This window comes from Streptomyces sp. M41(2017) (assembly GCF_002078175.1).
In the GTDB taxonomy this organism is placed as follows: domain Bacteria; phylum Actinomycetota; class Actinomycetes; order Streptomycetales; family Streptomycetaceae; genus Streptomyces.
Genome location: NZ_MWFK01000002.1, coordinates 2,055,202 through 2,081,160 on the forward strand (window position 1 = coordinate 2,055,202; position 25,959 = coordinate 2,081,160).

Here is a 25,959-nt window from a genome sequence, read left to right on the forward strand (position 1 = left end):
GGCGCGGCGGCCCGCCGCGCCGTCGTGGGGCCCGCTCCCGCGCCCGTGTCACGGACCGTCAGGCCGCCATGCGGCAGGACAGCGCCCGCAGGAACGTGAGCGCGGCGCGGGCCGTCGCGTCGTTCTGCCGGAAGGCCGGCCCGCCGGTGCGCGGCCGGGTGAAGGCACCGGAACCCCGGGCGTCGGTGTGCGGCCCGAGCGCGAAGCGTCGGGGATGCGGGGTGCCGTCGTGGTCCAGGATCCGTCCGTCGGCGGGGTCGACGGCGAGGAGCCCCTCGGGGGTCGCGGCGGCTCCGTCGGTGTACAGCTCGCGCAGCAGGGTGTCCCGGGTGCGCTCGACGGTGGGGTGCGGCAGCCGGGCCTCGACGAGCGCGCGGGCCTCGACGACCGCGCCGGGCAGAGTGGCACCGGACGCCCGGAAGACCCCGTCCTCGGCGGTGAGGGTCATGTCCGGGCCGAGGAACCTCAGGATGCCGGCCCGGGACAGGGCGAGCATCTGCCGCAGCCGGGGCCCGGGCGGCCCCGAGGCCAGGTAGCTGAAGAACCCGTGCCACCACGGACCGATGTCGCCGAGCCGGACCAGTTGCCCGTAGACCGAGAGGAGTCCGAGGAAGACGGCCAGGTCGGGGCTGCGGGAGGCGTCGTGCCGTCGCTCCAGATCGTCCTCGATGTACGTCCGCAGTCCGCGCTGGAGATCCTCGTACGAGGTGTGCCGCACGCCCTCCAGCGGCCGGTCGAGCGCGGTGAGGTCGAGGTGGTCGGCGGGGTCGGGCACGGCGTCCGCGACCAGCGCCCGGATCTCCTCCCCCGTGCCGGCGGCGTACTTCTCCTCGAAGTCCGGCCAGGGGGTGCGGGTGCGTTCGGGGTGGGCGGCGAACAGCCGGTGGTAGTGCGCGAACCCCAGTTCCTTCTCGATCAGCGGCCACACGTCCCGCCGGAAGTCGTGGCCGTCCGGGCGGGCGAGCAGCGCGTCGACCTCGGCGGGCCCGAAGAACCGTGGCAGCGGAGGCCGTTCGCCCTCCCAGTCGTAGCCGATCTTGGAGTGGTAGGGGACGCCGCGCCGGGAGCCGACGTACAGGATCGGCTCCCGTCCGGACGGCCGGTAGCGGTCGCCCTCGAACCGGCCGCCGCGGCCCTCGGTGAGCAGCACCATCAGATCGACGAAGGCCAGTCCGAAACCGCGGACCAGGACGGGCTCGCCGGGCGCGAGGGCGGACAGGTCGCTGTCGGCGGTGAAGTCCGGCGGCAGGTGGAGCAGTTCGTGCTCGCGCGCGTACGCGGCCAACGCGACCTGCTCCGGGTCGAGTTCGGCGTCGAGATGGCCGAGGGTCAGGGCGACGGTGTCGGTGAGGAGCGGCCGGGCCCTGCCCTCCAGCCAGACCTGCTGCCGGCCGTCGCGGGATCCGCTCACCCGCACCGCACGGCACGCGTGCCGGTGCACCCGGATGCCCGGCGGCAGGGCGGCCACCGCCCGCTCGTACACCCACCGGAGATAGGCGCCCTGCTGCGGCCGGCCGGCGAACGTCCGCCCGTCGAGGCCGGCCCAGGTGTCCAGCGTGGGCCCTTCGAGCACGGGTCCGGCCATGTCGACCGTCTCGTCGGTGAACATGGTGACGTCCTGCGCCTCGGAGTTCATCCACAGCAGCGGCGACTGCTCGGTGCGCCAGATGCGTCCCGCGCCCGCCGGATACGGGTCCACGACATGGATGTCGAGCACCGAACCGGCGTACAGCTCGGGTGCGTTGGCGGCGATCCGCTCCAGGAGTCCGGTCCCGCGCGGCCCGGCTCCCACGATCACCAGCGAGGGGCGGCCCGCGGTCGGCGCGCCCCGGTCCCGTGCGACCGGGACCCGTGCGGCGGGGACGTGCGCCGGCACGACGGGGCCGGGCTGCCGGGCGGCGGGCGGGGACACCGGTTCGTCCGGTGCGGGAACGGGGTGCGCAGGGGTGTCGGAGGACATGCGGAGGCTCCGTGATGCGTCGAGTCGAGCACGGGTGCCTTCACACAGGTCACGCAGGACGCCCTGGGGCGCCGCACGGCCGAGCCCCTCAGCAGGGCCGTGGCACGAGAGTACGGCGGCGTTTCCCCTCCGTGTCAAGGGTGTCCGTACTGTGAGCGGTCCGTCTCACATCGGTTGACGTGCCCCCGGATGCCTGTTCCACTTGGCCCATGCATCCACAGCAGTGGCTGGTCAAGCGCTCCCACATCGACTTCGGTCGCGTGTGGTCCTCTTCCTGTTGAGCTGACCGCCTGTGCGCCCGTCCCGGACGGTCGCCCCGCCGCACCTGCCGGCGTTTCGCAGCGTTTCCTCACTCCCCGCCTTCACACGCGCACCCCTCCCCTCACCGCGCACCACGGAACGGCGTCACGCCCCGTTCCGGGCCAGGACGACGACGGTGCGGGGCATGGCCCGAAGTCGGGCCGTGCCCCGCGCCGACACCCCGTTCGGCGAAAGGGTTCAGAGCCCGCAGTCGCAGCACGAGCAGCACTCACAGCACTGGCACGCCTCGCAGCAACCGCAGTCGCAGTCGCAGTCGTTCAGGCACCCTTCGCGCTTCTTGCGCGACCAGGGGCCCTCGAACTCGTCGGCGCAGCACACCTTGCAGGTGCAGCACAGCCCGACGGCGGCGGCGCAGCCCGCCCAGAATCCTCGCTTGCCGGGGTTCGGGGGCTGGACGGAAGGACCTCCGCCGAAGGGGTTGCCGCCACCGACGTACGGGGTGCCGCCGTGCTGCGGCGGCGGCCCGAAGGCACCCTCGGGACCGAGCAGGACAGCCGATCCGAGTGAACCCGGAACTCCGGGGGTACCGGGGACACCGTGAAGATCACCCGACCCGTGCGAGCCGTCCGCGGGGTGCCCGCATCCCGACGTCCCGAACGCGCGGTCCACAGAGCGGCCCAGTTCGTGGGCGAGCAGCACATGGGCGAGCCTGCCGTCGGTGAACTCGGCCTCGCGCAGCGCGAGCCGTATACCGTGCAGGGCGTCGTCGGCGAGCCTGCGGGCCTCGGTGAGCGGCGTGCCGGTGGCCGTGAGCGGGTTCCAGGCACCCGACGCGGCGTCAGTTTCCCTGTCCTCCACGGCGTCCAGCAGATGCGCGAGCCGGCCGAAGAGCCGGCCGGCCTCGGCCAGCGGCGCGGCGTTGCCGGGACGCCCGGCGAGGACGGCGGTGTGGGCGAAGGCCGCCGCGGTGGCCGTCTCGGTGGGTTCCGTCACGGTCAGCAGCGAGGTGCCGGGGCCGGCCAGCGCCTCGATCCCGGTCTGCCGGTCCACCGCGTCGACGAGCACGGCGGTGTCGAAGCCGACGTCGGACCCGGTCCGTGCTCCGGCCCGCCCCCAGCTCGCCGCGACCCGGCGAGCGGCGAGCGCCACCGGCCTGCGCGCCAAGAGGCCGTCCCCGTCGGCGACGTGGTCGCTCACCTTGGCCGAGGCGAGGACGAGCGAGACGGCCGCGGCGAGCCGGGCACCCTCGCCCTGGGCGACGGAGGCGGTGCGCATGCCGCGCAGCGGACAGGGGCCGGCGGTGCGCCGCCATCCTGTGGCGCGCTCGGCCTGAGCCTCCGTCAGAACCGATATGAGCAGGCCGTCGTAGTTGGTGACGACCCGTGCGAACTGGCCGTGGTCCCCGCGCAGTGCGAGGCACAACCCGCACAGATGCGCCATCCACTGCGTCTTGAGCCCCTCACCGAGGCGATGGCTGCAGGGCCTGACGATTCCGAACACGACACTCCCCCGTGACACGTACGACGTTGGGCTGCGGCATCGTATCGACCACTCCGTTCACCCGTACGCCCCGTCGTCACCCGATCGCCGAGAGAAATCATATTTCACTCTCAGTCAGCAGCCGTACAGCACAGGACCCTTGGGGGGCGCGGGCTCTCGACGGATTCGCTGTGCACCAGTACCGTCACGAAACCCCCGCGCGGCGTCTATCCACTTGGCGCGACATCCGCATCATGGACGACCATGGGGATGCGGAAGCACGAAAGACCGCTGTGAGAGGAGGCGTCCATGGGATCGGTGCGCAAGGCGAGTGCCTGGCTTGGCCTCGTCGACGACAACGATGACGAGCGTTACTACGACGACGACTACGCCGAGGGTCAGGAGACCCCTGGCGAGGCCTGGGTCACCGACCCGCGCGTGAAGGTCGCTTCCGAGACGGCGGAGGAGAAGGGCCGCCGGATCGGCACGGTCACCCCGGACAGCTTCCGGGACGCACGCGGTATCGGCGAACTCTTCCGGGACGGCGTCCCGGTGATCATCAACCTCACGGCCATGGAACCCACCGACGCCAAGCGCGTGGTGGACTTCGCGGCCGGTCTGACCTTCGGCCTGCGCGGCACCATCGAGCGGGTCGCCACCCGGGTCTTCCTGCTGACCCCGGCCAACACGGAGATCGTCAGCGGCGAGGCCGCCGGCCGTCAGACCGACGGGTTCTTCAACCAGAGCTGAGGCAGGGCCGCTCACCGGCCCTGCCTCACCGGGGTTCCGGGAACGGGTCTCTACCGGAAGGCGTCGAGTCCGGTGAGCGCCTTGCCCAGCACGAGTTGGTGCATCTCGACGGTGCCCTCGTAGGTGAGCACCGATTCGAGGTTCGTGGCGTGCCGCATCACGGGGTACTCCAGGGAGATGCCGTTGGCGCCCAGGATCGTGCGCGCGGTGCGGCAGATCTCGATGGCCTCGCGCACGTTGTTGAGCTTGCCGAAACTGACCTGCTCGGGGCGGAGCCGCCCCGCGTCCATGCGGCGGCCCAGGTGATGGGCGAGCAGGATTCCCTTGTGGAGCTCGACGGCCATGTCGGCGAGCTTGGCCTGGGTGAGCTGGAAACCGCCGATGGGACGCCCGAACTGCTCCCGCGTCCTCGCGTAGGCGACGGCGGACTCGAAGCTGGAGCGCGCCGCGCCCATCGCGCCCCACACGATGCCGTAGCGGGCGTGGGAGAGACAGCTGAGCGGACCCTTGAGGCCGACGACCTCGGGCAGGACGGCGTCGGCGGGCAGCCGTACGTCGTCGAGGACCAGCTCGCTGGTCACACTCGCCCGCAGGGACCACTTGTGCTTGATCTCGGGAGCGGAGAAGCCGGGGGCGTCCGTGGGGACGACGAACCCGCGGATGCCGTCGTCGGTCTGCGCCCAGACGACGGCGACACCGGCGACGGACCCGTTGGTGATCCACATCTTGCGCCCGGTGAGCACCCAGTCGCCGCCGTCGCGCTTGGCGTACGTCCGCATGGAGCCCGGGTCGGAGCCGTGGTCGGGCTCGGTGAGTCCGAAGCATCCGATGATCTCGCCGGCCGCCATGCCCGGCAGCCACGCCTGCTTCTGCTCCTCGCTGCCGAACCGGTGGATGGCGTACATGGCGAGAGAGCCCTGCACCGAGACGAGCGAGCGGATCCCGGAGTCGGCCGCTTCGAGCTCCAGACAGGCGAGGCCGTACTGCACGGCGCTGGCGCCGGCGCACCCGTAGCCCTGGAGCGACATGCCGAGGGCGCCGAGGGCGCCCAGTTCCCGCGCCAGTTCCCTGATGCCGGGCAGCTCGCCCTTCTCGTACCAGTCGGCCACGTGGGGCAGCACCCGGTCGGCGGCCCAGGTCCGCACGGTGTCGCGGATCGCGAGGTCCTCCGCGTCCAGCAGGTCGTCGATCCCGAGCAGATCGGCGGGGTCGAGGGGCGGCAGCTTCGAGGACGCGGACATACGACAGCCTCCGGCGGGGGTGATAACTAGCACCGCTAGTTAATGATCTCGCCCCGACGTTACGACGCAGTCTCCCGCAAGTCCAGGGCGCTTCCCGGCCGGGCGGGTCACGACAGGGCCGACGGGCCCCTGTTCACGCGTCCGCGGTGGCCGGTACCCCGTGGTCGTACTGAGGGACCGGAAGGGCCGGCATCCAGGGCCGGCGGCTCCAGGTGAAGATCTCGACCTGCGGCGGCAACCACTGGTCCAGCCCGTCGAGGCTCCCCTCCTGAACGAAGACGCCACCGGGGAAGTCAGCCAGGTTGTTGGTGTAGACCCGGGAACCACAGGTCACGCAGAAGACTCGATCGAGTCCGTTCCCCGCGCAGGTCTCCGTGTTCTTCGGGTACGGGAAGCTTCTGGTCTCGCCCTTGACGGTGAAATCCGATTCCGAGACGAGGGCGAAGGTCGCCATCTCGCCGCCGGATGCCCGCTTGCAGTCCGTGCAGTGGCAGTTGGCGACGAACGACGGGTCGTCGTCGAATCCGTACGTCACCGCACCACACGCGCAGTGACCCTGGTACTTGCTCATCCTGATCGCGCCCTTCTCTGATCGGCTGCCACGCCGCGCAGCAGCCTGACCCGCCTCCCGTGCGGGCGTCGGCACTCCCGCGAGGAGGGGCGCCGGCGGCCGGCCAAGCCGGGCTCGGGCTCGGGCTCGGGCTCGGGCTCGGGCTCGGGCTCGTAGAGGATTGCGCTCACGTCCCGGCGTACGGCCTGAGGCGGGTCCGCATCTGCAGTTGACGGGGGAGCTTCTCCAGCTCGTCCCCGGCCCGTCATCTACCTCCGCCGTTGCCCGACTGCACGGGCCGGTCCAGTCGGGTGGAGGATCACGTCGGCTCGACGCGGGCCTCCGGGCTCGCCGTCATCGAGGCGCCCGAGGAGGCTGCGCCCCTCACGGAACGGACCTGAGGGGCAGAACGGATACTTCAGCAAGCTACCCAGGCAGACGGGACCGGGCAACCGGAGGCCCGGCAGGAGCTACGCGGAGACGCGGGTCTCGGCGACGTCCCGGGGGGACGGGATGTCCGCCGAGCCCGGCGCGGGGTCCGCGCCCGGGTCCGGGACGGAATCCCTGCCGGGACCGGCGTCCGGGGCAGTGGCCGTGGCGGCGGGTCCGCAGTCCATGACCCGCGGCAGGCGCAGCGCCATCACCGCGCCGAGCAGCAGCAGGGCCGCGCTGACCAGCAGGGTCACATGGAGTCCGTGCACGAAGGAGGTCCGGGCGGCCTGCCGCAGCGCACCGCCCGCCGGTCCGCCGAGGCGCGCGGCGACCTCGTACGCCTCCCCCAGCGAGTGACCGGCCGCCTTCGAGTCGGCGGAGGGGACGCCCGGGACGGAGGACAGTCCGGGCGCGTACGCCGCGTTCATCACGCTGCCCAGGAGAGCGATGCCGATACCGGCGCCCAGCTGGTAGGAGGTCTCGCCGATCGCGGCGGCCCCGCCGGACTGCGCCTGCGGCGCCTCGCTGAGCATCGACTCGTAGGCGCCGAAGAGTGTGGTCTCCAGGCCGAAGCCGAGCATGACGAAGCCGAAAAGGAGCAGCCCGGTGTTGTCCTCGGTGCCCATGGCGGTGAGCGTGATCACGGAGGCCGCGGTGAGGCAGAAGCCGAGGCAGACCATCGTGCGCGGACCGAAACGGCGCAGCAGTTTCGCGCCCGCGAGGCCGGCGGCCATCGCCGCGACCGTCAGCGGCAGCAGCCGCAGCCCGGTCTCCAGCGGGGACAGGCCGAGGACGAGCTGGAGGTACTGCGCGGCGATCAGTTCGAGCCCGACGAGGGCGAGCATCGCGAGGACGATGCACCCCACCGACGTGCTGAAGGCGGGCCGGGAGAACATCCGCAGGTCCACCAGCGGATGCTTGCGCCGCCGCTGGCGCCGGACGAAGGCGGCCATCATCAGGCCGCCGACGAGCAGGGGCCCCAGGGTCAACGGGCTGAGGGGTGCCTCGCCGCCGCCGAGGCGCTTCACCCCGAGGACGAGTCCGAACAGGCCGGCGGCGGCCATCAGCGCGCCGACCACGTCCCAGGGGCCGTCGCGGTCGCCGCGGGACTCGGGCAGCAGCAGCCGTCCGACGGGCAGGCTGACGATCATCAGGGGGATGTTGACGAGGAAGACCGATCCCCACCAGAAGTGTTCGAGGAGGAACCCGCCGAGCAGCGGGCCGATGGCCGCGCCGACCGCCGCCACCGCACTCCAGATGCCGATCGCGAGGGCCCGCTCACGCCGGTCGGGGAAGACCTGGCGCAGGATCGACAGGGTCGCGGGCATGATCATCGCGCCGCCGACGCCGAGCAGGGCACGGGCGCCGATCAGGACCTGGGCGTTGTCGGCGAGGGCGGCGATGCCGGAGGCGACGCCGAAGAGGGCGTAGCCGAGGAGGAGGACCCGTCGGCGGCCGATGCGGTCACCGAGCGTGCCGAAGAGGATGAGGAGCGAGGCGCAGACGAGGGGGTAGACGTCGACGATCCAGAGCAGCTCCATGGCGCCGGGCCTGAGGTCCTCGGTGACGGCGGGCACCGCCACGTGGAGCACGGTGGCGTCGAGGGCGACCAGCAGGAGGCTGACGCACAGCACGACGAGGACGACCCAGCGGTTGGCACCGGCCCCGGTCTCCCGACGGCATCGCGCGGCGGCCGTGGTCGTCCCGGACATGTACGTACCTCCAGAGGTTCCCTCGCGTTCGGCGGATCCGCCAGGGTGGGGACTCCCTGGGGGCTGCGGCCCGAAGAGCGGGAATCCCGGGCCTGCGCAACAAAGGCGAGTGAGGCGTCAGCGTACGCGAGTTCCCGTGGATGACACGTGGCGGACCTCTCACGTTCTTCCGGAGCCCGTGTGGCGTACGCCACGCCCAGCGGGGCAGACGGGACCCGCGCGATGCCGGCCTTCCGGGGCCCGGACCCGACCGGGTGCGTCCATCCAGGTCGATGCCGGTCCACGGGGTACGGCGGTGTGCGGTGCGGGTCCGCCGACCTGCGACGAAGGGCCCGGGACCGCTGTGGGCGGCGGCCCGGCCACCCGTGTGCGGTCGGTGAGCGGACGGGTAATTCCGCGCCATCATTCGGTGAACGAATACATAAGCGCTATATAACCGCAGCCGCCGATGACCAAAGGAATTGAAGGCTCCGCACTCCACGGATTAGAGATTCATTGGAAATGAACATGATCCTGAGAGGAATCCCACATCACATCGTCATCACAAAGCGAGTGAATCGGCCTGGAACGCAGCTCACTCGCTGTAACGTCGATTGGGTGCGTACCGAACGAAACCTCACCCGTCTGGACCGGGTCTTCGCCCGGCTCGACCGTGAGCCGGAACGGCCGGCCCACATCGATGTCTCCAGAATGAGTCGGCACAGGGTCGTGCTCTTCGCGGCGACCCTGGCCTTCTACCTGGCCATCGTGTGGGCCGTCTCGGTCACGTCGTGGCTGGTCCGGTTCGACTGGCAGGTCATGTTCTTCCGGCCCTACCAGCAGTGGCCGGAGATCCACGCCTTCCTCGACTACTACGTGGTGCTGGGCCAGCGCGGCCCCACCGCCGTGATGGTCACGGCCTGGCTCGGCTGGCGCTCCTGGCGGCAGCACACCCTGCGCCCGCTGCTCACGCTGGGCGCCTCCCTGCTGCTGCTCAACATCACGGTCGGCGCCGCCAAGCTCGGCATGGGCCGTCTCGGCCCGCACTACGCCATCACGATCGGCTCGAACGAGATGGGTCTGGGCGGCGATATATTTCCCTCCGGCCACACCGCGAACGCCGTCGTGACCTGGGGAATCCTGGCGTATCTGGCGTCGACCCCGAGGGCCAGACGCTGGCTCTCCGCCCTGTCCGCCGTGACCTCCCTCGGTGTCGGCCTCACCACCGTGTACCTCGGTACGCACTGGCTGAGCGACGTCCTGCTGGGCTGGGCCGCGGGTCTGCTGATCCTGCTGGCACTGCCCTGGTTCGAGCCGCTGATCGCCCGGGCCGAGGCCTGGATCTTCACACTCCGGGACATCGTGCGCTCCCGTCGCGGCGGTACCGCCCCCGCTCCGGCACCCGCGCCGGTCGGCGCACCGGTCATGGCCACGCAGCCCTCCCCCACGGACACCGGGGAGGTGCCGGCCCGCAGCGCCGCCACCTCGCGCCCGGCCCCGGCCAGAGCCCCTGTCTACCTGGCTCCGGGCCCGCACACCGCCCGCTCGGAGCGCACCCCCGTCACCCCGGCGGGCAGCCGTCGGCCACCGCACGCCGACCGCGTGGCCCGCACGGCGACGACGACCACCTCGGCCCGTCCCCTGACGGGCGGCTGAGGACTGCGGGGCCGGTACGCACAGCCTCTCCCCGCACCGCGAAGGCCCCCGGCTCATCGAGCCGGGGGCCTTCGCACGTCCGGTGGCCGCCTCGTCCGTCCCGCGGCAGGGGTATCGAACCGACCCGCTCCGGGGCGGCTCAGCCCTTCCAGCAGCGGGCCACGGCGCCGTCCCTGACCTCGAAGTTCAGCCGTCCCACGAGGTACTCCATGGTGATGATCGCGCCAGGGGGCAGCGAGCGCACCGAGGTCCAGCCGTGCTCCCGCGCGCGCTCCTCGGCACGGCTCACCTCCAGTCCGACATAGCTCTCCGGACTGTCCTGCGGCTCGGGACGCGAGGGGTGAATGGGTGCCATGACCGCCACGTTAGGCTCCGCGACCCCGCGGTGGAAGCCCGGGCGACCACCATGCGTCACTCGTCCCCCGCCGGTCACATCTCTGTCACAGGATCACGACACGCGTTTCGGCGGAACTCCGTCCCGCGCGCGAGGATCACACACCGTGTTCCGAACGCCTTCGAACGCAATTCGGAGCCTTCACCGGCGCTTCCCGAATAACCTCGCGGAATGTGCGCGCGCATACGTTCGGCCGCTGTGTTTCCATTCCCGTCCCGCCGATTCCACCGGCCACCGCGACAGCTGACACGGCATAGGAAATACACGGATCCGACACAGAACCCCCGCCTGTTCTCTCCTCGCCGCCGATCGTCCGCTAGAGCACCGGAGGCGGGACCGCGGGCCCTCCGGGCTCGGCCCGCTCCAGCGCGCGGGACAGCCGGTCCCTGGCCGTCCTGATCGACTCGGTGAGCTCCGCGGGCTCGACGATCTCGAACTCGAAGCCCATCAGCATCACGTGAATGACCATCACGTCGAGGTTCGCCGCCCCCGTGCGCAGCAGGCAGGTCGACTCCCCTTCGGCCTCCAGCGTCCCGTCCGAGGGCGAGATCCGCTCGGCGGCCCGCTCCAGGGGCACCAGCAGCCGGACCACGGCGTGCGTGGCGTACGCGCGCGTGGAGACGCCCCGGGAGACGTACGCGGCCAGGTCCTCCGCCGGCGGTGTGCGGGGCGGGAAGCGGGGTCCGTGCGGCGGCCTGGGCGTGATGCGGTCCGCGCGGAACGTACGCCAGTCGTCACGCTCGACGTCCCAGGCGACCAGGTACCAGCGGCGCTCGGTGCACACCAGCCGGTACGGCTCGACGGTGCGGCGCGTCGAGGAGCCCCCGTGGTCGCGGTACTCGAACCGGAGCCGCTCGCTGTCGCGGCAGGCGTTGGCCAGGTCGGTGAGGACGCCCGGGTCGACGGCGGAGGGCTCGGGGCCGCGCAGCATCGGCACCGTGAAGGAGTTCAGGGCCCCGACGCGGCGGCGCAGCCGGTTCGGCAGGACCTGCTCCAGCTTGGCGAGCGCCCGGACGGAGGCCTCGCCGATGCCCGCGATGCCCTGCCCCGCGGCCGTGCGCAGTCCGACGGCCACGGCGACCGCCTCGTCGTCGTCCAGGAGCAGCGGGGGCAGTTCCGCGCCGGCGCCGAGCTGGTAGCCGCCGCCCGTGCCGGGGCTGGCGTGGACGGGGTAGCCGAGCTCTCGGAGGCGGTCCACGTCACGGCGGACGGTGCGCGGGGTGACACCCAGCCGTCCCGCCAGGTCCGCGCCCGACCACTCCCGGTGGGCCTGCAACAGCGACAGCAGCCGCAGCAGCCGCGCGGAGGTCTCCAACATGCCCCCGAGTCTGCCAAGAGTCCGGCTCCTCCGGCGATCGAGGGGCGACGGTCCGCGGGCAGAACGCCCCCGGTACGGGACCGGGAGGGACGAAGGGGGGCGGGGGCGAAGGGGCGAAGCTCATGCGGGTCGCCGGGCGTCCAGGGCGGGGCCGACCTCGCCCCCGCCCTGGACTCCCGGCCCGCGCCCGGCTCCGCTCGAACCGGGCCGGGGCGCGGTCGTGTTCAGCGGAGAGGCGGCCGAGTGGACCCCCGGGAGCCCGCACCGGCGGAGGCGACGGGCGGCCCGAACCCGGCCGGGTCCAGGACGCGCGTGCTGCTCCCCGCCTTCGGGAGCGAGAGCAGCGTGCCCGGGTTCAGCTTGTCCGGACTGGCGCCGATCATCTTCTTGTTGGCCTGGTAGAGCGCCTGCCAGCCGCCCTTGATCCGGTACTTGCGGGCGATGGAGGAGAGCGTGTCGCCGTTCTTCACGATGTGTGCCCGGCCCCGCAGTTTGTACTTCTTGGAACAGGCGGGCCAGGCCCCCCACCCCTGGACGGCCAGTACCTTCTCGGCGATCTTGATCTGCTCGGCGCGGGTGGCGAGATCGGCCCGCGGGGCGTAGACGAGCCCCCCGAACTCCTTCCAGGTCGGCTGCCAGAACTGAAGCCCGCCGTAGAAGCCGTTGCCGGTGTTCGCGTTCCAGCGGCCGCTGCTCTCGCAGTCGGCGAGACAGCCCCAGGGCCAGCCGTCGGCCGCGCACGCGTACGAGACGCCCGCGGTCCGGGCTCCTGGCCGTGGGGGCGCCGGTGCGGCGACCGCGTCCTGGGGGACCACGGTGGCCAGCACGGCGGCGGCGAGGGCGGTCACGGCCGCGTACCGGGCGGGCCCGCCGAGCGGTCCGGGCGCGGCCGCGGTCCTGGAGGTCGGCGGGGTGCACCTGTTCGACATGGGAGACATCGGGCCACGCTAAGCAGCGCGCCCGGCGGGCCCGCCCAGCCGCGCCCGGCACGCCCAGGGCCCCACCCGGTCGGACGACCGGGCGGGGCCCGTCACGCGGCGTGCGGGAGCATGCCTCAGATGTCGAGGCGCTGGCCGGGCACGATCAGGTCGGGATCGCCGCCGATGACGGCCTTGTTGGCGGCGTAGATCTTCCGCCAGGTGGTCCCGTGCCGAGCGGCGATGACACTCAGGGTGTCGCCGTCACGGACGGTGTAGTCACCGCGGGACGCACTGCGGTTGGTGTGGGCCGCGGGGCGCTCCGGCGCCTTCGCCGGGGCCGACTTCGGCGTCGGCTTCGGTGTCGACTTCGCGGCCGTCCCCCCGGCCGAGGAGGCGGGTGCGCCTCCGTAGGCGCCCGCGCGGGCCGAGCAGGTGGGCCAGGCCCCCCATCCCTGGGCGCTCTGTACCTTGCCGGCGACGGCGATCTGCGCGCTCCTGGAGGCCTGGTCGGCGGTCGGCGCGTAGGCCGTGCCGCCGTAAGCGCGCCAGGTGCCGGCGGAGAACTGGAGCCCTCCGTAGTAGCCGTTGCCGGTGTTGATGTGCCAGTTGCCGCCGCTCTCGCACTGGGCGATACGGTCCCACACTCCACTGTCGGCCGCGGCGGCGTCGCCGGTGGCGGCGAGCACGCCGAGCGGGGCGAGCAGTGCCGCCCCGGCGAGAACCGCCGTCGTACGCGCCTTGTGCGGCGTACGGGCCTTGGAACTGTTGCCGTGAGCGCTATCGGCACATGCGGACATGTATTTCCCTCTCCGAACACCCGGGATCCCCCAAGGCAGGGGCGCGGCGTGCCACGCGTAGGACGCGGTCGTCGCGCTCCGCCCCGTCCGCCGGAGGCAGTGCTGTCGTGCTGTCGTGCTGTCGTGCGGTCTTTCCGTGATCGGCCGGCGGACGTACCCGAGCGGTGCTCTGTGCACACGGCGGAGGAATCTAGGGAGCGCGGCGGCCTGGTATCAACCAATTCCCTGTCATTCGAGGCCAGTTCCCCGTTACCGACGGTATCGTCGATTTTCGGCCACCCACTTCATCGGGTGATTTCCTGATTTGTCGACCTGTCACCCTGACGGCCTGTGAGCTACTTCACCCGTTCAACTTCCTCTGCAGAGCAACAAGTTGACGTGGAGTGACCGATTCCGGGCGCCACCTCACCCTGGGCGTCGGTTGGTTCGATTCCGTTCGCTCTTGAGCGTGACCCCGGCCACAGATCGCCCGTTGTCATCTTCATGAGCCGGGAACCCCCGGGTTCATGGGCCGGGCGCCACCCCGGCACCGCCACGCACCGCATCCCGAGGAGCCACCGTGCCGCGCATGCTCGACGTCAGCGACGACGTACGCGCCGAGATCGGCGACGAAGAAGCCGACCGGCTGCTCGCCGGAGAGAACGCCCCCGGCAGCTACGACTGCACGTCGTGCCGCACCCCGGGCGACTCGGAACAGGAGCGCACCAGCACGGTCCTGTTCATCGGCGACGAGACCGCCGTCCTCGCGTTCGCCCACGCCACCTGCCTGCCCTCGCAGGTCGTGCAGGTCACCGAGGAGCAACTGCAGGGCGCCGTCCGCTCCATCCACCCCGACGGCGCTCCCACCGACAGCGCGCCCGAGCAGGCCGTACTCGGTGTCACCAGCGGACTCGTGCTGCTCAACGGCGATCTGCACCCGGCGCTCGTCGTCGAGCCGACCGGGCCGATCGTGCGCCCCGGCTCGACCGACATCGGCGACGACTTCCTGCCGCTGCTGATCGAGCAGGGCTTCATGCCGGTGACCGAACTGAGCGCGGTGCCGCCGGTCCTGCACGGCTGGTCCGTGCTGCTCGCCATGGGCCAGCTGCACGCCGTGCTCCAGCCGGGCACCGGAGGCGGCTCCCCCGTCGCCTGGTGGCAGGCCCACCAGGCCCTCCAGGTCGCCGAGAGCTGGCGCGCGGCCGCCAACAAGCACCAGCAGGTACTGCTGTTCGCCGCGCCGGTCGGCTCGATCGGCCGTCAGCCCCGCGAGGACCTGCTGCGCGACGCGCTCGACAAGGCGGCGGCCAACGGCCAGCTGGTCGCGGCCACGATGCCGCTGGCCGGCACCTGAGCCGACCGCGGAAGCGTGCCCGCGGCTCTCCCCCGCGACGGCGCGCCCCCGACCCCGCCGGGCGGCCCTACACCCGGCGGGGCGCATCCGGCTGCGCGAAGGCCCAGGGGCCGGGGAAGCGGGCGGCCGGGGGCGCGGGAACGGGCGCGCCCCCGCGCGGACGGTCGTCCGCGCGGTCGTCCGCGCCCCCGCGAGCGCCACTCACTCCCGGTGACCTGCGAAATCGCCGGTCGGCCCGCATCCGTTGAGCGGCGGGGTCGTTGGCACGTACGTGCACACCTACGACGTCCCCAGCCCCCGGCCGTTCCATCCGGTACCCCCGACCGGTTCCCCTCTCCCGCTGCGTTCCGGCAGAGAGGTGGCGGCGTCCCGACCGGCCCGGGACGCCCCCTCGGCCACGCCGATCTACGACGCGCTCTACGCCGAGTGGGTCCGCTCGTTCAGGACGCTGCCCGGGGACCGGCACGGCGAGGAGGAGCTGGGCTTCACGGCGTTCGGGGGCCTCGGGCGCGGCTCGAACTCGTACAGCTCGTCGAGTTCGTACAACTCCTACAGCTCGTACAGCGCGGGGGCGCACACCGCCCGGCAGATCGCGGCGCAGAACGGGCAGGGCGCGACCGCGGTCTGGCAGGCAGGCAGCCGTCAGCACGCCACCGGGATGCACCACATCCCGGCCGCGCTGCCGCCGGCACCGCGTCGGGGGCTGTGAGAAACGGTTCTCCGGACGACAACGGGTGAGGGGCGGCTCCAGAAGGAGCCGCCCCTCACCCGTGTCACCGGACGCTACTTGTTCTTGTTGGCGCCGCGCTTCTCGCGCACCCGCACCGAGATGTGGATCGGCGTGCCCACGAAGCCGAACTCCTCACGCAGCCGGCGCTCGATGAAGCGGCGGTAGCCGTGCTCGATGAAGCCGGAGGCGAAGAGCACGAAGCGCGGGGGCTTGGTGCCCGCCTGCGTGCCGAACAGGATGCGGGGCTGCTTGCCGCCGCGGATCGGGTGCGGGTGGGCGGCGACCAGCTCGCCGAGGAAGGCGTTCAGGCGGCCGGTGGGGACGCGGGTCTCCCAGCCGTCCAGGGCCGTCTCGATCGCCGGGACGAGCTTCTCCATGTGCCGGCCGGTGCGGGCCGAGACGTTCACACGGGGGGCCCAGGCCACCTGCGCGAGCTCGGTCTCGATCTCCCGCTCCAGGTAGTAGCGGCGCTCCTCGTCGAGGGTGTCCCACTTGTTGAACGCGAGCACGATCGCACGGCCCGCGTCGACGGCCATGGTCACGATGCGCTGGTCCTGGACGGAGATGGACTCGGACGCGTCGATCAGGATGACCGCGACCTCGGCCTTCTCGACGGCGGCAGCGGTGCGCAGCGAGGCGTAGTAGTCCGCGCCCTGCTGGAGGTGGACGCGCTTGCGGATGCCCGCCGTGTCGACGAACTTCCAGGTGATGCCGCCGAGTTCGATCAGCTCGTCGACCGGGTCACGGGTGGTGCCCGCGACCTCGTTCACGACGACGCGGTCCTCGTTCGCCACCTTGTTCAGCAGGGAGGACTTGCCGACGTTCGGGCGGCCGATGAGGGCGATGCGGCGGGGGCCGCCCACCGCGGTGCCGAAGGTCTGCTCGGGGGCCTCGGGCAGGGCCTCCAGGACGGCGTCGAGCATGTCGCCGGTGCCGCGGCCGTGCAGCGCGGAGACCGGGTGCGGCTCGCCGAGACCGAGGGCCCACAGGTACGAGGCGTCGGACTCGCCGCTCATGCCGTCGACCTTGTTGGCGCACAGGACGACGGGCTTGCCGGCCTTGCGGAGCAGCCGCACGACGGCCTCGTCGGTGTCCGTGGCGCCGACCTTGGCGTCGACGACGAAGACGACCGCGTCGGCGGCCTCGATCGCGTACTCGGCCTGGGCGGCCACGGACGCGTCGATGCCGAGGACGTCCTGCTCCCAGCCGCCGGTGTCGACGAGCTTGAAGCGGCGGCCCGCCCACTCGGCCTCGTAGGTGACGCGGTCGCGGGTGACGCCGGGCTTGTCCTCGACGACCGCCTCGCGGCGGCCGATGATGCGGTTCACCAGGGTCGACTTGCCGACGTTCGGGCGGCCGACGACGGCGAGGACGGGCAGCGGGCCGTGGCCCGCCTCCCCGATCGCGCCCTCGACGTCCTCGATGTCGAAGCCCTCTTCCGCGGCGAGCTCCATGAACTCCGCGTACTCGGCATCGCCAAGCGCCCCGTGCTCGTGCTCTGCCGAGCCGTCGGGCTGGATGTGGTCGTTCATGAAGTCCGTACCTCGTCGTTCATCGTGGTGATCGGTGGAACGACCGCAAATCGGCCGGTCCACTACTCAAGTGTCGCCTAACGCCCGGCGGGGCGCCCGGCGTTTTCCGGGCGCCCGGTGAGGCGCCTGGCGTGGTCCAGGTGCGCGCTGAGCTGCTTCTGGATGCGGCCGGTGGCCTCGTCCAGGGCGCTGCGGGTGCGCCGTCCGCTGCCGTCACCCGCTTCGAAGGGGTCGCCGAAGACGACGTCGACCCTGCTGCGCAGCGGAGGCAGCCCCCTTATCAACCGGCTGTTCCGCTCGGAGCTTCCCAGTACCGCCACCGGGACGATGGGGGCGCCGCTGCGCACCGCGAAGTACGCGAGGCCGGCGCGCAGCGAGGCGAAGTCGCCGTCGCCCCGGGTGCCCTCGGGGAAGATCCCGAGGACGCCGCCGGACGTCAGGACGCCGAGGGCGTCGGTGATGGCCGTGCGGTCGGTGGTGTGGCGGTCCACCTTCAGCTGGCCGATGCCCAGCAGGAAGGGGTCGAGCGGGCCGATGAACGCTTCCTTCTTGATCAGGAAGTGGGTGGGCCGGGGCGACACGCCCATGACCATCGGTCCGTCGATGTTGTGCGAGTGGTTCACGGCCAGGATCGCCGGACCGGTCGCGGGGACCTTCCAGGCGCCGAGCACACGCGGCTTCCACAGCCCGTACATCAGGCCGACGCCGATACGGCGTCCGACCTCGGCGCCTCTCGCGGAGGGTGCGGTCACTTGGCGGCCCGCTTCTCCTCGACGAGGGTGACGACGCACTCGATGACCTGCTGGAGCGTGAGGTCGGAGGTGTCCACCTCGACCGCGTCGTCCGCCTTGGCGAGCGGGGACGTCTTGCGGCTGGAGTCGGCGGCGTCGCGCTGGATGAGCGCCTCGCGGGTCGCCGCGACGTCCGCGCCCTTCAGCTCGCCGCTGCGGCGGGCTGCGCGGGCCTCCGGGGACGCGGTGAGGAAGATCTTCAGGTCGGCGTCGGGCAGCACGGTGGTGCCGATGTCCCGGCCCTCGACGACGATGCCGTCGGCGGCGGACGCGGCGAGCGTGCGCTGCAGCTCGGTGATCCGGGCGCGCACCTCGGGTACGGCGCTGACCGCGCTGACCTTGGAGGTGACCTCCTGTGTGCGGATCGGGCCCGCGACGTCGGTGCCGTCGACCGTGATGGTCGGGGCGGACGGGTCGGTCCCCGAGACGATCTCCGGCTTGCCGGCCGCGGAGGCGATCGCGGAGGGGTCCGTGACGTCGATGTCGTTGCTGACCATCCACCACGTGATCGCGCGGTACTGGGCCCCGGTGTCCAGGTAGCTCAGACCGAGCTTCGCGGCCACGGCCTTCGAGGTGCTCGACTTGCCGGTGCCCGAGGGGCCGTCGATGGCCACGATGACGGTCGGAGCGGTCCGGGCGGCGCCGTTTTCCACGGTGGGAACACCTTCCTGGTGCGGGGTGGAGGTCTGTGCGGGGCACGATCGCGCCCCGCACAAGGTTACTGGCTCCGCGGACCCCGTATTACTGGCCCTTCCCGGACCGTGCCGACGGCCCGGGAAGGGTTCCGGTCGCCCGGCCTCGGGAGCGGGCTACTGGCGCAGCGCCCAGCCGCGGTCCCGCAGCGCGGCGCTGAGCACCGGCGCCGCCTTCGGCTCGACCATCAGCTGCACCAGACCGGCCTGCTGGCCGGTGGCGTGCTCGATGCGTACGTCCTCGATGTTGACGCCGGCCTGACCCGCGTCGGCGAAGATGCGGGCGAGCTGGCCGGGCTGGTCGTCGATGAGGACCGCCACGACCTCGTAGGCGCGGGGCGCGGAGCCGTGCTTGCCGGGGACACGGACCTGGCCGGCGTTGCCGCGGCGCAGGACGTCCTCGATGCCGGTGGCGCCGTCGCGGCGTTTGACGTCGTCGGAGGACTGGAGGGCGCGCAGCGCCCGTACCGTCTCGTCGAGGTCGGCGGAGACGTCCGTGAGGAGGTCCGCGACGGGTCCCGGGTTGGCGGACAGGATGTCGATCCACATCCGGGGGTCGGAGGCCGCGATGCGGGTCACGTCGCGGATGCCCTGACCGCAGAGACGTACGGCGGCCTCCTCCGCGTGCTCCAGGCGGGCGGCGACCATGCTGGACACCAGGTGCGGCATGTGCGAGACGAGGGCGACGGCGCGGTCGTGGGCGTCCGCGTCCATCACGACGGGCACGGCACGGCAGTGCGAGACCAGTTCCAGGGCGAGGTTCAGGACCTCGGTGTCGGTGTCGCGGGTGGGCGTGAGCACCCAGGGGCGTCCCTCGAAGAGGTCGCCGGTCGCGGCCAGCGGGCCGGACTTCTCCCGGCCGGACATGGGGTGCGAGCCGATGTACGAGGCGAGGTCGAGGCCGAGGGCCTCCAGCTCGCGGCGGGGGCCGCCCTTGACGCTGGCGACGTCCAGGTAGCCGCGGGCGAGCCCCCGGCGCATGGCGTCGGCGAGGGTCGCGGCGACGTGCGCGGGCGGCGCGGCGACGATGGCGAGGTCGACGGGGCCCGCGGGCGGCTCGTCGGTGCCCGCGCCCAGTGCGGCGGCCGTACGGGCCTGCTCCGGGTCGTGGTCGGCGAGGTGGACGACGACGCCGCGGGCGGCGAGGGCGAGGGCGGCCGAGGTACCGATCAGGCCGGTGCCGATGACGAGTGCGGTCCTCACTGGGCGATGTCCTTGCGCAGCGCGCCGGCGGCGCCGAGGTAGACGTGCACGATCTCGGCGCGCGGCCGGTCGGACTCGATGTGGGCGAGGACGCGGACGACGCGCGGCATGGCGCCTTCGATGTCCAGCTCCTGTGCGCAGATCAGCGGGACGTCCACGATGCCGAGCTTGCGCGCCGCGGCCGCCGGGAAGTCGCTGTGCAGATCGGGGGTCGCCGTGAACCAGATGCTGATCAGGTCGTCCGTGGTGAGCGCGTTCCGCTCCAGGACGGCGGTGAGCAGCTCGCTGACCTGCTCGTCCATGTGGCCGGCCTCGTCCCGTTCCAGTTGGACGGCGCCCCGGACCGCTCGTACCGCCACGGTGATGCTCCTCGCTGGTCTGCGGATGTCGTGTCGTGGCCAGCGTAGTCAGCGCCCGGAGCGGGAGTGCGCGGCGCCCGTCCACCGAGACGGGGCCGCGCACCGGACCCGGCTGTGGGCGGCCGGGGCCGCAGGTCAGAGGGACTGCTGCTTGATGAGGTCCTCGAGGGAGGTGCCGGAAGGGATCTGTCCGGCCGGAGTGAGCTTGTCCACGGCCTGCGGAAGCGACTGGGCGATCTGGTCGGCGGCCTGCTGGGGGCTGACGCCGTTCTGCTCGGCGACCTTCTGGAGCGTCTCGTCGGGCAGCGCCTCGGCGATCTGCTGACCGCTGACGGCCTTGTTCTCGCCGTTGCCGACCCAGGACTGTGCCTGGTCGACCAGGCCCGACTTGGTGAGCATGCCCATCAGGCCACCCAGCGGACTGCTTCCGCCGTTGCCCGAAGCGCCGCCGCCGAGGGCTCCGAGCAGGGCGCCCAGGATGTTGCCGGCGCCGCCGGAGGAGGAGCCGGACTGGCCGCCCCCGCCGAGGAGGCCGCCGAGCAGACTGCCGAGATCGTTACCCGCCATGGTCCCGCCTTTCGTGAGTGCGGCCGGCGGGAGATCCCCATCCGGCCTCGGGCTCTGCCAATGTCACCGGAATCACCCCTTTCCGCCACTTGTGGTGAGAACGCCCCTGTGCGCCCCTGGACGCGGAGCCGCGGGTCCGCTCTGATGGCAGGAGACTCGCCTCGGGGGAGGCCCGTATGGCCCGCATGAAGCGTCCAGGACCACTTCTCACCCTTCTCGCGGGGCTGGTGCTCGGCGTGCTCCTTCTGTCGCTCAACGCGGCGACGGGGACGAGGACCGCGTCGGCCGACCAGAAGAACCCGCCGGGCGCCACGGTGTCGCCCGCCGCACCCGGGGCCTCCGCGTCCCGGTCCTCACCGGCCCCCTCGTCGCCGGGTTCGTCGCCCTCCTCGCCTTCGTCGTCGCCGGCGGTCCGCCCGGTGCGCGACGCCGACTACGCGGGCCGCACCGACGACGACTCGTCGGCGGTCGCGGTCTCCCTGCGGAACGGGAAGGCGATCGCGTACTTCTGCGACGGGCACGACAAGGAGTCCTGGCTGAAGGGTGACGTCGGCAGGAACGGCGCCCTGAGGCTCACGGGCCGCGACGGCGCCGAGCTGAACGGCACGCTCGACGACGGCAGGCGGATCCGCGGGACCGTCGACCTCGGCGGGCGCCGCTACGGCTTCACGGCCGACCGCGCGGTCAAGCCGTCCGGGCTGTACCGGGCGACCTCGACCGTGCGCGGGGCGAAGATCGACGGCGGCTGGATCGTGCTGCCGGGCGGACAACAGGTCGGCGTCCTCGACCGTGACGGCACCCCCTCGAAGGCTCCGGCGATCGACCCGGAGACCGGTGCCGTGACCGTCGACGGACACAGGATCGTCGCGCGACCCGTCACCCCCTGACCCCCTCTCTCGCAGGGAGCAGCTCATGACCGTGGACCCGAACGCCGCCACCCGGGGCTTTCCCGTTCGGCCGCCCGCCCACGGCCGGCAGAGTCCGGCCCGCTATCTCGTCCCGGCCCTGGTCGCGGGGGCGGTCGCTCTCGGCCTCGGTGTCTACGGCAGGCTGCACGACCCTGCCGGGACGGCTTTCAACCTCGCGGGCTTCAGCAGCACCGGCGCCGTCAAGTCGTGGCTCGCCACGACCGCGTTCTTCTTCGCCGTCGTCCAGTTCGTGTCGGCGCTCATGATGTACGGGAAGCTGCCGGGGCCGGGCTGGGCGTCCACGCTGCACCGGTGGTCCGGGCGGATCGCCTTCCTGGTGGCGGTGCCGGTCGCCGTGCACTGTCTGTACGCGTTGGGCTGTCAGACGTACGGGACACGCGTCCTGCTGCACTCGCTCCTCGGTTGCTTCTTCTTCGGTGCCTTCAGTGCCAAGATGCTGCTGCTCCGCTGGGAGCGCCTGCCCGGCTGGCTGCTGCCGATCGTCGGCGGCCTGGTCTTCGCCGTGCTCACGGCCATCTGGCTGACGTCCGCCCTCTGGTTCTTCCGTACGTTCGGAGTGACGACATGACCCACCGCTCGACGCGGCGCACCGTGATCCTCGCGACGGGGGCGTCCGCGCTGCTCGTGGGATGCAGCAAGTACGGAGACGACGGGGGTTCGGACTCCTCCTCGGACACCACCTCGCCGAAGGCGTCGAACGGGGAGGAGCTCGCCTCGACGAGCGACATCCCGGTCGGCGGCGGCAAGATCTTCAAGGACCGGAAGATCGTGGTGACCCAGCCGACGAAGGGCGACTTCAAGGCCTTCTCGGCGATCTGCACGCACCAGGGCTGCACCGTGAACACCGTCGCCGACGGCACGATCGACTGCCCGTGCCACGGGAGCAGGTTCAGTGTCGAGAACGGCGCGGTGAAGGCGGGTCCCGCCCCGCGTCCGCTGCCCGCGGAGAAGATCGTCGTGGACGGAAATTCGATCCGCACGGCGTGAGAGGCCCCGTACGCTCCGGGCATGCGTCCCGATTCCGGAGCGCCGCGGGTCGTCGCGGCGTCCCCTGCCTCCCCGTTCGCCCTGGTGCGTGAACACACGGTCTACTCCTGTGTGATGGGGTCGCGGGCCTTCGGGCTGGCCACGGACGACAGCGACACGGACGTCCGCGGCGTCTTCCTCGCCCCCACCGCCCTGTTCTGGCGCTTCGAGAAACCGCCGACCCATGTCGAGGGGCCGGCGGAGGAGCAGTTCAGCTGGGAGCTGGAGCGGTTCTGCGCACTCGCGCTGCGGGCCAACCCGAACATCCTGGAGTGCCTGCACTCCCCCCTCGTCACGCGCACGGACGACGTGGGGCGCGAACTCCTCGCCCTCCGGGACGCGTTCCTGTCCCGTCACGCGCACGAGACGTTTGCCCGCTACGCCCTGGGCCAGCGCAGGAAGCTGGAGGCGGACGTCCGCCGGCACGGCGCCCCGCGCTGGAAGCACGCCATGCATCTGCTGCGGCTCCTGATGAGTGCGCGCGATCTGCTGCGCACCGGCGTCCTCACGGTCGACGTGGGCGACCAGCGGGAGCCGCTCCTCGCGGTGCGGCGGGGCGAGCTGTCCTGGGACCGGGTCGAGACCTGGATGTCCCGGCTGGCGGCGGAGGCCGAGGAGGCGGAGTCCCGCAGCCCGCTTCCGCCCGAGCCGGACCACGCACGCGTGGAGGACTTCCTGATCCGGACGCGCCGGGCGTCGGCGCTCCGGGAATCCGGCGCGCCCGACACGCACGACACGCCCTAGGAGACCACCGCGGCCCGTCGGTCGGCGTCGAGGCGGACCCGGACGACGTAGTCGTGCAGGGCGTCGCGCACGGAGGGGGCGTCCGGCAGGGCCGAGGTGTCCTGGGCCTCGTCGAGGACACCGTGCAGCCGCTCGACGTCGGCCTCCACCCGGTCGCGGGGGACGTCGGCCGTGCCGTGCTCGCGCTCGGTCTTCTCGGCGATCAGCTCCGGGAGATAGTCGGGAGAGGCGACCTGTGCCACGAGCGTGGGCAGATCGGCCTGGACCTCGCCGCTGCGCATCAGATGGATGCCGGTGAGCAGCACACGGAACGTGTAGAGCAGCGGCTTGAGTTCGCCGGTCCGCTCGAAGAGCCGCCACTGCGTCGAGGCGAACCCCCGGTAGTGGTGGGCGTGATGGCGGGTGAGGACGCCGGGGGCGAGCGAGACCAGCTCCCGGTGTTCGTCACCGGTGTGCACGACGAGCGGCGACAGCAGCTGCTCCAGCACGTAGCCGTTGCGCCGCAGCATCAGCCGTACGAACTTGCGCAGGTCATGGGTGACCAGGTCCATCTCGACGCCCTCGCGCAGCCACATGCGGGACCGGGTCTCCTCCGGCTCGCGCAGTCCGACGAGGTCGGCCGTGGGCAGCAGATGGACACCGCGCAGGTCGACGTCGGAGTCGCGCGAGGGGAAGCCGTACAGGTGCGCCCCGGAGACGGTGGCGAAGAGCACGGGGTCGGGCTGCTCGGCCACCACGCTCGCGAGGTCGGTGCCGAGGTCCAGGGCGTCTGTCATCCCTCAAGCGTCCCAGAGCGCCCCCAGGGACATCAGGTCGCCCTGGTACTCGATCCGGTCGGCCCACTCCCGGGGCCAGGCACCGGAGCCGTGGTAGGCGCCGGCGAACGCCCCGGTCAGGCACGCGATCGAGTCGGAGTCGCCCGAGGTGCAGGCGGCGCGGCGCAGCGCGGTGACGGGTTCGTCGACGAACAGCAGGAAGCACAGCAGGCCCGTGGCGAGCGCCTCTTCGGCGACCCAGCCCCCGCCGGTGGCCATGCAGGGGTCGGACTCGGGCGAGACGGTGCGCACGGCGTGCCGGAGGTTGTCGAGGACGTCGAGGCACTCGTCCCAGCCGCGGGAGATGTACTGCTCCGGTGTGGCGTCCTCGCCGAAGCTCCACAGGTCGCCGAGCCAGCGCGCGTGATAGCGGTGCCGGTTCTCGTACGCGTACGAGCGCAGCCTGCCGATGAGTCCCATCGGTTCGGTGCCCTGGGCGAGCAGCCAGACCGCGTGGGCGGTGAGGTCCGAGGCGGCGAGCGCGGTGGGGTGGCCGTGGGTGAGCGCGGCCTGGAGCTGTGCGGCCCCCGCGCGCTGTTCGTCACTGAGGCCGCGGACCAGTCCGACGGGCGCGACCCGCATGTTGGCGCCGCAGCCCTTGGAGCCGATCTGGCTGGCCTCCTGCCAGCGGCGCTTCTCGTTCTTGAGGAGGTTGCAGGCGGTGAGGCAGGTCCGGCCGGGGGCGCGGTTGTTCTGCGGTGACTGGTACCAGTCCACGAACTCCTCGCGCACCGGCCGTTCCATCCGCAGCGGGCCGAGCAGCCCGCGGTCCATGGCGGTGCGCAGTCCGCGGGCCAGGGCGAGCGTCATCTGGGTGTCGTCGGTGACGATCGCGGGCCGGGGCAGCGCCATCTGCCGCCAGGGGCCGCACTTGTCGAGGATGGCGGGCACGGAGTTGAACTCGGTGGGGAAACCGAGCGCGTCGCCGAGGGCCAGACCGATCAGGGAGCCGGTGGCGGCGCGTTTCGCGAGGGTGGTGGTGGTCATCAGGGCCGTCCTTCCGAGGTGGGGCGCAGCAGGGGTGGGTGCAGTGCTTTCGCGCCGCCCGCGCGGTACAGGGCGGCGGGCTTGCCGCGGCCGCCCGTGAGGCGCGCGGCGCCGGGGACCTGTTCGACGAAACCCGGCGTCGCGAGGACCTTGCGGCGGAAGTTGGGCCGGTCGAGAGCGGTGCCCCACACGGTCTCGTAGACCTGCTGCAGTTCTCCGAGGGTGAACTCGGGCGGACAGAAGGAGGTGGCGAGACAGGAGTACTCGAACTTGGCGCCCACCCGTTCGTGGGCGTCGGCGAGGATGCGGTCGTGGTCGAAGGCGAGCGGGGCGAGCGCGTTGAACCGCAGCCACTGGGCCTGTGCCGCGTCTCCGCCGCCGTGCGGTTCGGGCGCGTCGGCGACGAGCGCGGCGAACGCGACGGAGACGATCCGCATCCGGGGGTCGCGGTCGGGTTCGCTGTAGGTGCGCAGCTGTTCCAGGTGGAGCCCCGAGATGTCCGTCAGGCCCGTCTCCTCGGCGAGTTCGCGGCGTGCCGCCGCTTCAGCGGACTCGTGGGGCAGCACGAAGCCGCCGGGCAGTGCCCAGTGGCCGGCGTACGGCTCCTGGCCGCGCTCGACGAGCAGCACCTGGAGTGCGCCCGCGCGCACGGTCAGGACGGCCAGGTCGACGGTGACGGCGAACGGCTCGAAGGCGTACTTGTCGTATCCCTCGGGCCTCGTACCGCCCGGTGCGCGGCCGTCCTCCGACGTCACACCCTCATCCCCTTTATGGTCGGCCTGACTATGGTCAGTACGACTAT

At 72.2% G+C, this 25,959-nt stretch carries 26 protein-coding genes; 8 read left to right on the forward strand and 18 right to left on the reverse strand.

The annotated features are described in order from the left end of the window. Positions 1 to 58 precede the first annotated feature (58 nt). Positions 59 to 1,960, reverse strand: coding sequence for an FAD/NAD(P)-binding protein (locus B0675_RS34860; RefSeq protein WP_081223592.1), 1,902 nt, complete (start codon positions 1,958 to 1,960; stop codon positions 59 to 61). Between the two features lie 498 nt (positions 1,961 to 2,458). After that, a complete protein-coding gene (locus B0675_RS34865) occupies positions 2,459 to 3,721 on the reverse strand; it encodes a DUF5685 family protein (RefSeq protein ID WP_081223593.1) in 1,263 nt (420 codons plus the stop codon). A 288-nt stretch (positions 3,722 to 4,009) separates the two neighbouring features. On the opposite strand from B0675_RS34865, the gene B0675_RS34870 reads away from it, so the two are divergent. Next, on the forward strand, positions 4,010 to 4,450 hold the full coding sequence (locus B0675_RS34870) for a cell division protein SepF (RefSeq protein WP_081223594.1): 441 nt from the start codon (positions 4,010 to 4,012) through the stop codon (positions 4,448 to 4,450). A gap of 50 nt (positions 4,451 to 4,500) precedes the next feature. Here the strand turns inward: B0675_RS34870 and B0675_RS34875 are convergent, their stop codons facing one another. The 3 genes from B0675_RS34875 to B0675_RS34885 all read right to left on the reverse strand — a co-directional run bounded on the left by B0675_RS34875 (position 4,501) and on the right by B0675_RS34885 (position 8,385). After that, positions 4,501 to 5,691, reverse strand: coding sequence for an acyl-CoA dehydrogenase family protein (locus tag B0675_RS34875; protein WP_081223595.1), 1,191 nt, complete (start codon positions 5,689 to 5,691; stop codon positions 4,501 to 4,503). A 133-nt stretch (positions 5,692 to 5,824) separates the two neighbouring features. Beyond that, positions 5,825 to 6,262 (reverse strand): GFA family protein, encoded by a 438-nt coding sequence (locus B0675_RS34880; RefSeq protein WP_081223596.1) that lies wholly within the window; start codon positions 6,260 to 6,262, stop codon positions 5,825 to 5,827. 449 nt (positions 6,263 to 6,711) lie between these two features. After that, the gene (locus tag B0675_RS34885) at positions 6,712 to 8,385 is read right to left on the reverse strand and encodes an MFS transporter (protein ID WP_081223597.1); all 1,674 of its coding nucleotides are present in this window, start codon (positions 8,383 to 8,385) and stop codon (positions 6,712 to 6,714) included. 597 nt (positions 8,386 to 8,982) lie between these two features. Here B0675_RS34885 and B0675_RS34890 point away from each other — a divergent pair. Further along, a complete protein-coding gene (locus B0675_RS34890; RefSeq protein ID WP_081223598.1) occupies positions 8,983 to 10,020 on the forward strand; it encodes a phosphatase PAP2 family protein in 1,038 nt (345 codons plus the stop codon). A gap of 139 nt (positions 10,021 to 10,159) precedes the next feature. Here the strand turns inward: B0675_RS34890 and B0675_RS34895 are convergent, their stop codons facing one another. From B0675_RS34895 to B0675_RS34910, 4 genes are all read right to left on the reverse strand, one after another. Further along, entirely contained in the window at positions 10,160 to 10,375 is a 216-nt protein-coding gene (locus B0675_RS34895) for an I78 family peptidase inhibitor (protein ID WP_081224054.1), read from the reverse strand. Positions 10,376 to 10,730: 355 nt separating this feature from the next. Then, positions 10,731 to 11,732 carry a YafY family protein gene (locus B0675_RS34900; protein WP_081223599.1) on the reverse strand — a complete coding sequence of 334 codons (1,002 nt, stop codon included), beginning with the start codon at positions 11,730 to 11,732 and terminating at the stop codon, positions 10,731 to 10,733. A 224-nt stretch (positions 11,733 to 11,956) separates the two neighbouring features. Then, positions 11,957 to 12,670 carry a transglycosylase family protein gene (locus B0675_RS34905; RefSeq protein WP_081223600.1) on the reverse strand — a complete coding sequence of 238 codons (714 nt, stop codon included), beginning with the start codon at positions 12,668 to 12,670 and terminating at the stop codon, positions 11,957 to 11,959. A 116-nt stretch (positions 12,671 to 12,786) separates the two neighbouring features. Beyond that, complete coding sequence (locus B0675_RS34910) at positions 12,787 to 13,449, reverse strand: transglycosylase family protein (RefSeq protein ID WP_081223601.1); 663 nt, start codon at positions 13,447 to 13,449, stop codon at positions 12,787 to 12,789. Positions 13,450 to 14,008: 559 nt separating this feature from the next. Between B0675_RS34910 and B0675_RS34915 the strand changes: the two genes are divergently transcribed. Together B0675_RS34915 and B0675_RS34920 are read left to right on the forward strand one after the other, a co-directional pair. Next, entirely contained in the window at positions 14,009 to 14,782 is a 774-nt protein-coding gene (locus B0675_RS34915) for a hypothetical protein (protein ID WP_081223602.1), read from the forward strand. A gap of 358 nt (positions 14,783 to 15,140) precedes the next feature. Further along, positions 15,141 to 15,491, forward strand: a complete 351-nt coding sequence (locus B0675_RS34920) for a hypothetical protein (RefSeq protein WP_107482962.1) — start codon at positions 15,141 to 15,143, stop codon at positions 15,489 to 15,491. Positions 15,492 to 15,565: 74 nt separating this feature from the next. Here the strand turns inward: B0675_RS34920 and der are convergent, their stop codons facing one another. From der to B0675_RS34950, 6 genes are all read right to left on the reverse strand, one after another. Next, a complete protein-coding gene (gene der / locus B0675_RS34925; protein WP_081223604.1) occupies positions 15,566 to 17,044 on the reverse strand; it encodes a ribosome biogenesis GTPase Der in 1,479 nt (492 codons plus the stop codon). A 77-nt stretch (positions 17,045 to 17,121) separates the two neighbouring features. After that, positions 17,122 to 17,835 (reverse strand): lysophospholipid acyltransferase family protein, encoded by a 714-nt coding sequence (locus tag B0675_RS34930; RefSeq protein WP_081223605.1) that lies wholly within the window; start codon positions 17,833 to 17,835, stop codon positions 17,122 to 17,124. Continuing rightward, the gene (cmk, locus tag B0675_RS34935) at positions 17,793 to 18,488 is read right to left on the reverse strand and encodes a (d)CMP kinase (RefSeq protein WP_081223606.1); all 696 of its coding nucleotides are present in this window, start codon (positions 18,486 to 18,488) and stop codon (positions 17,793 to 17,795) included. Before cmk ends, B0675_RS34930 begins: the two co-directional genes overlap by 43 nt. Before the next feature lie 156 nt (positions 18,489 to 18,644). Further along, positions 18,645 to 19,730 (reverse strand): prephenate dehydrogenase, encoded by a 1,086-nt coding sequence (locus tag B0675_RS34940; RefSeq protein ID WP_081223607.1) that lies wholly within the window; start codon positions 19,728 to 19,730, stop codon positions 18,645 to 18,647. Then, a complete protein-coding gene (gene aroH, locus B0675_RS34945) occupies positions 19,727 to 20,089 on the reverse strand; it encodes a chorismate mutase (RefSeq protein WP_081223608.1) in 363 nt (120 codons plus the stop codon). The genes B0675_RS34940 and aroH overlap by 4 nt, the downstream gene beginning before the upstream one ends. A gap of 135 nt (positions 20,090 to 20,224) precedes the next feature. Beyond that, a complete protein-coding gene (locus B0675_RS34950; protein ID WP_081223609.1) occupies positions 20,225 to 20,656 on the reverse strand; it encodes a YidB family protein in 432 nt (143 codons plus the stop codon). A 185-nt stretch (positions 20,657 to 20,841) separates the two neighbouring features. On the opposite strand from B0675_RS34950, the gene B0675_RS34955 reads away from it, so the two are divergent. Genes B0675_RS34955 through B0675_RS34970 form a run of 4 tightly spaced genes read left to right on the forward strand, consistent with a single transcriptional unit; the run spans position 20,842 to position 23,355 of the window. Beyond that, positions 20,842 to 21,543 carry a hypothetical protein gene (locus tag B0675_RS34955; RefSeq protein WP_081224055.1) on the forward strand — a complete coding sequence of 234 codons (702 nt, stop codon included), beginning with the start codon at positions 20,842 to 20,844 and terminating at the stop codon, positions 21,541 to 21,543. Between the two features lie 25 nt (positions 21,544 to 21,568). Beyond that, the gene (locus B0675_RS34960) at positions 21,569 to 22,153 is read left to right on the forward strand and encodes a DUF6529 family protein (RefSeq protein ID WP_081223610.1); all 585 of its coding nucleotides are present in this window, start codon (positions 21,569 to 21,571) and stop codon (positions 22,151 to 22,153) included. Then, positions 22,150 to 22,572 (forward strand): Rieske (2Fe-2S) protein, encoded by a 423-nt coding sequence (locus B0675_RS34965; protein WP_081223611.1) that lies wholly within the window; start codon positions 22,150 to 22,152, stop codon positions 22,570 to 22,572. Before B0675_RS34960 ends, B0675_RS34965 begins: the two co-directional genes overlap by 4 nt. A gap of 21 nt (positions 22,573 to 22,593) precedes the next feature. Beyond that, positions 22,594 to 23,355 (forward strand): nucleotidyltransferase domain-containing protein, encoded by a 762-nt coding sequence (locus B0675_RS34970; protein WP_081223612.1) that lies wholly within the window; start codon positions 22,594 to 22,596, stop codon positions 23,353 to 23,355. Here the strand turns inward: B0675_RS34970 and B0675_RS34975 are convergent. Genes B0675_RS34975 through B0675_RS34985 form a run of 3 tightly spaced genes read right to left on the reverse strand, consistent with a single transcriptional unit; the run spans position 23,352 to position 25,912 of the window. Then, positions 23,352 to 24,131 (reverse strand): nucleotidyltransferase domain-containing protein, encoded by a 780-nt coding sequence (locus tag B0675_RS34975; protein ID WP_081223613.1) that lies wholly within the window; start codon positions 24,129 to 24,131, stop codon positions 23,352 to 23,354. The two genes, B0675_RS34970 and B0675_RS34975, sit on opposite strands and share 4 nt — an antisense overlap. A gap of 3 nt (positions 24,132 to 24,134) precedes the next feature. After that, positions 24,135 to 25,157, reverse strand: a complete 1,023-nt coding sequence (locus B0675_RS34980) for an ADP-ribosylglycohydrolase family protein (RefSeq protein ID WP_081223614.1) — start codon at positions 25,155 to 25,157, stop codon at positions 24,135 to 24,137. Then, a complete protein-coding gene (locus tag B0675_RS34985) occupies positions 25,157 to 25,912 on the reverse strand; it encodes an NUDIX domain-containing protein (protein WP_081223615.1) in 756 nt (251 codons plus the stop codon). Before B0675_RS34985 ends, B0675_RS34980 begins: the two co-directional genes overlap by 1 nt. Between the last annotated feature and the right edge of the window lie 47 nt (positions 25,913 to 25,959).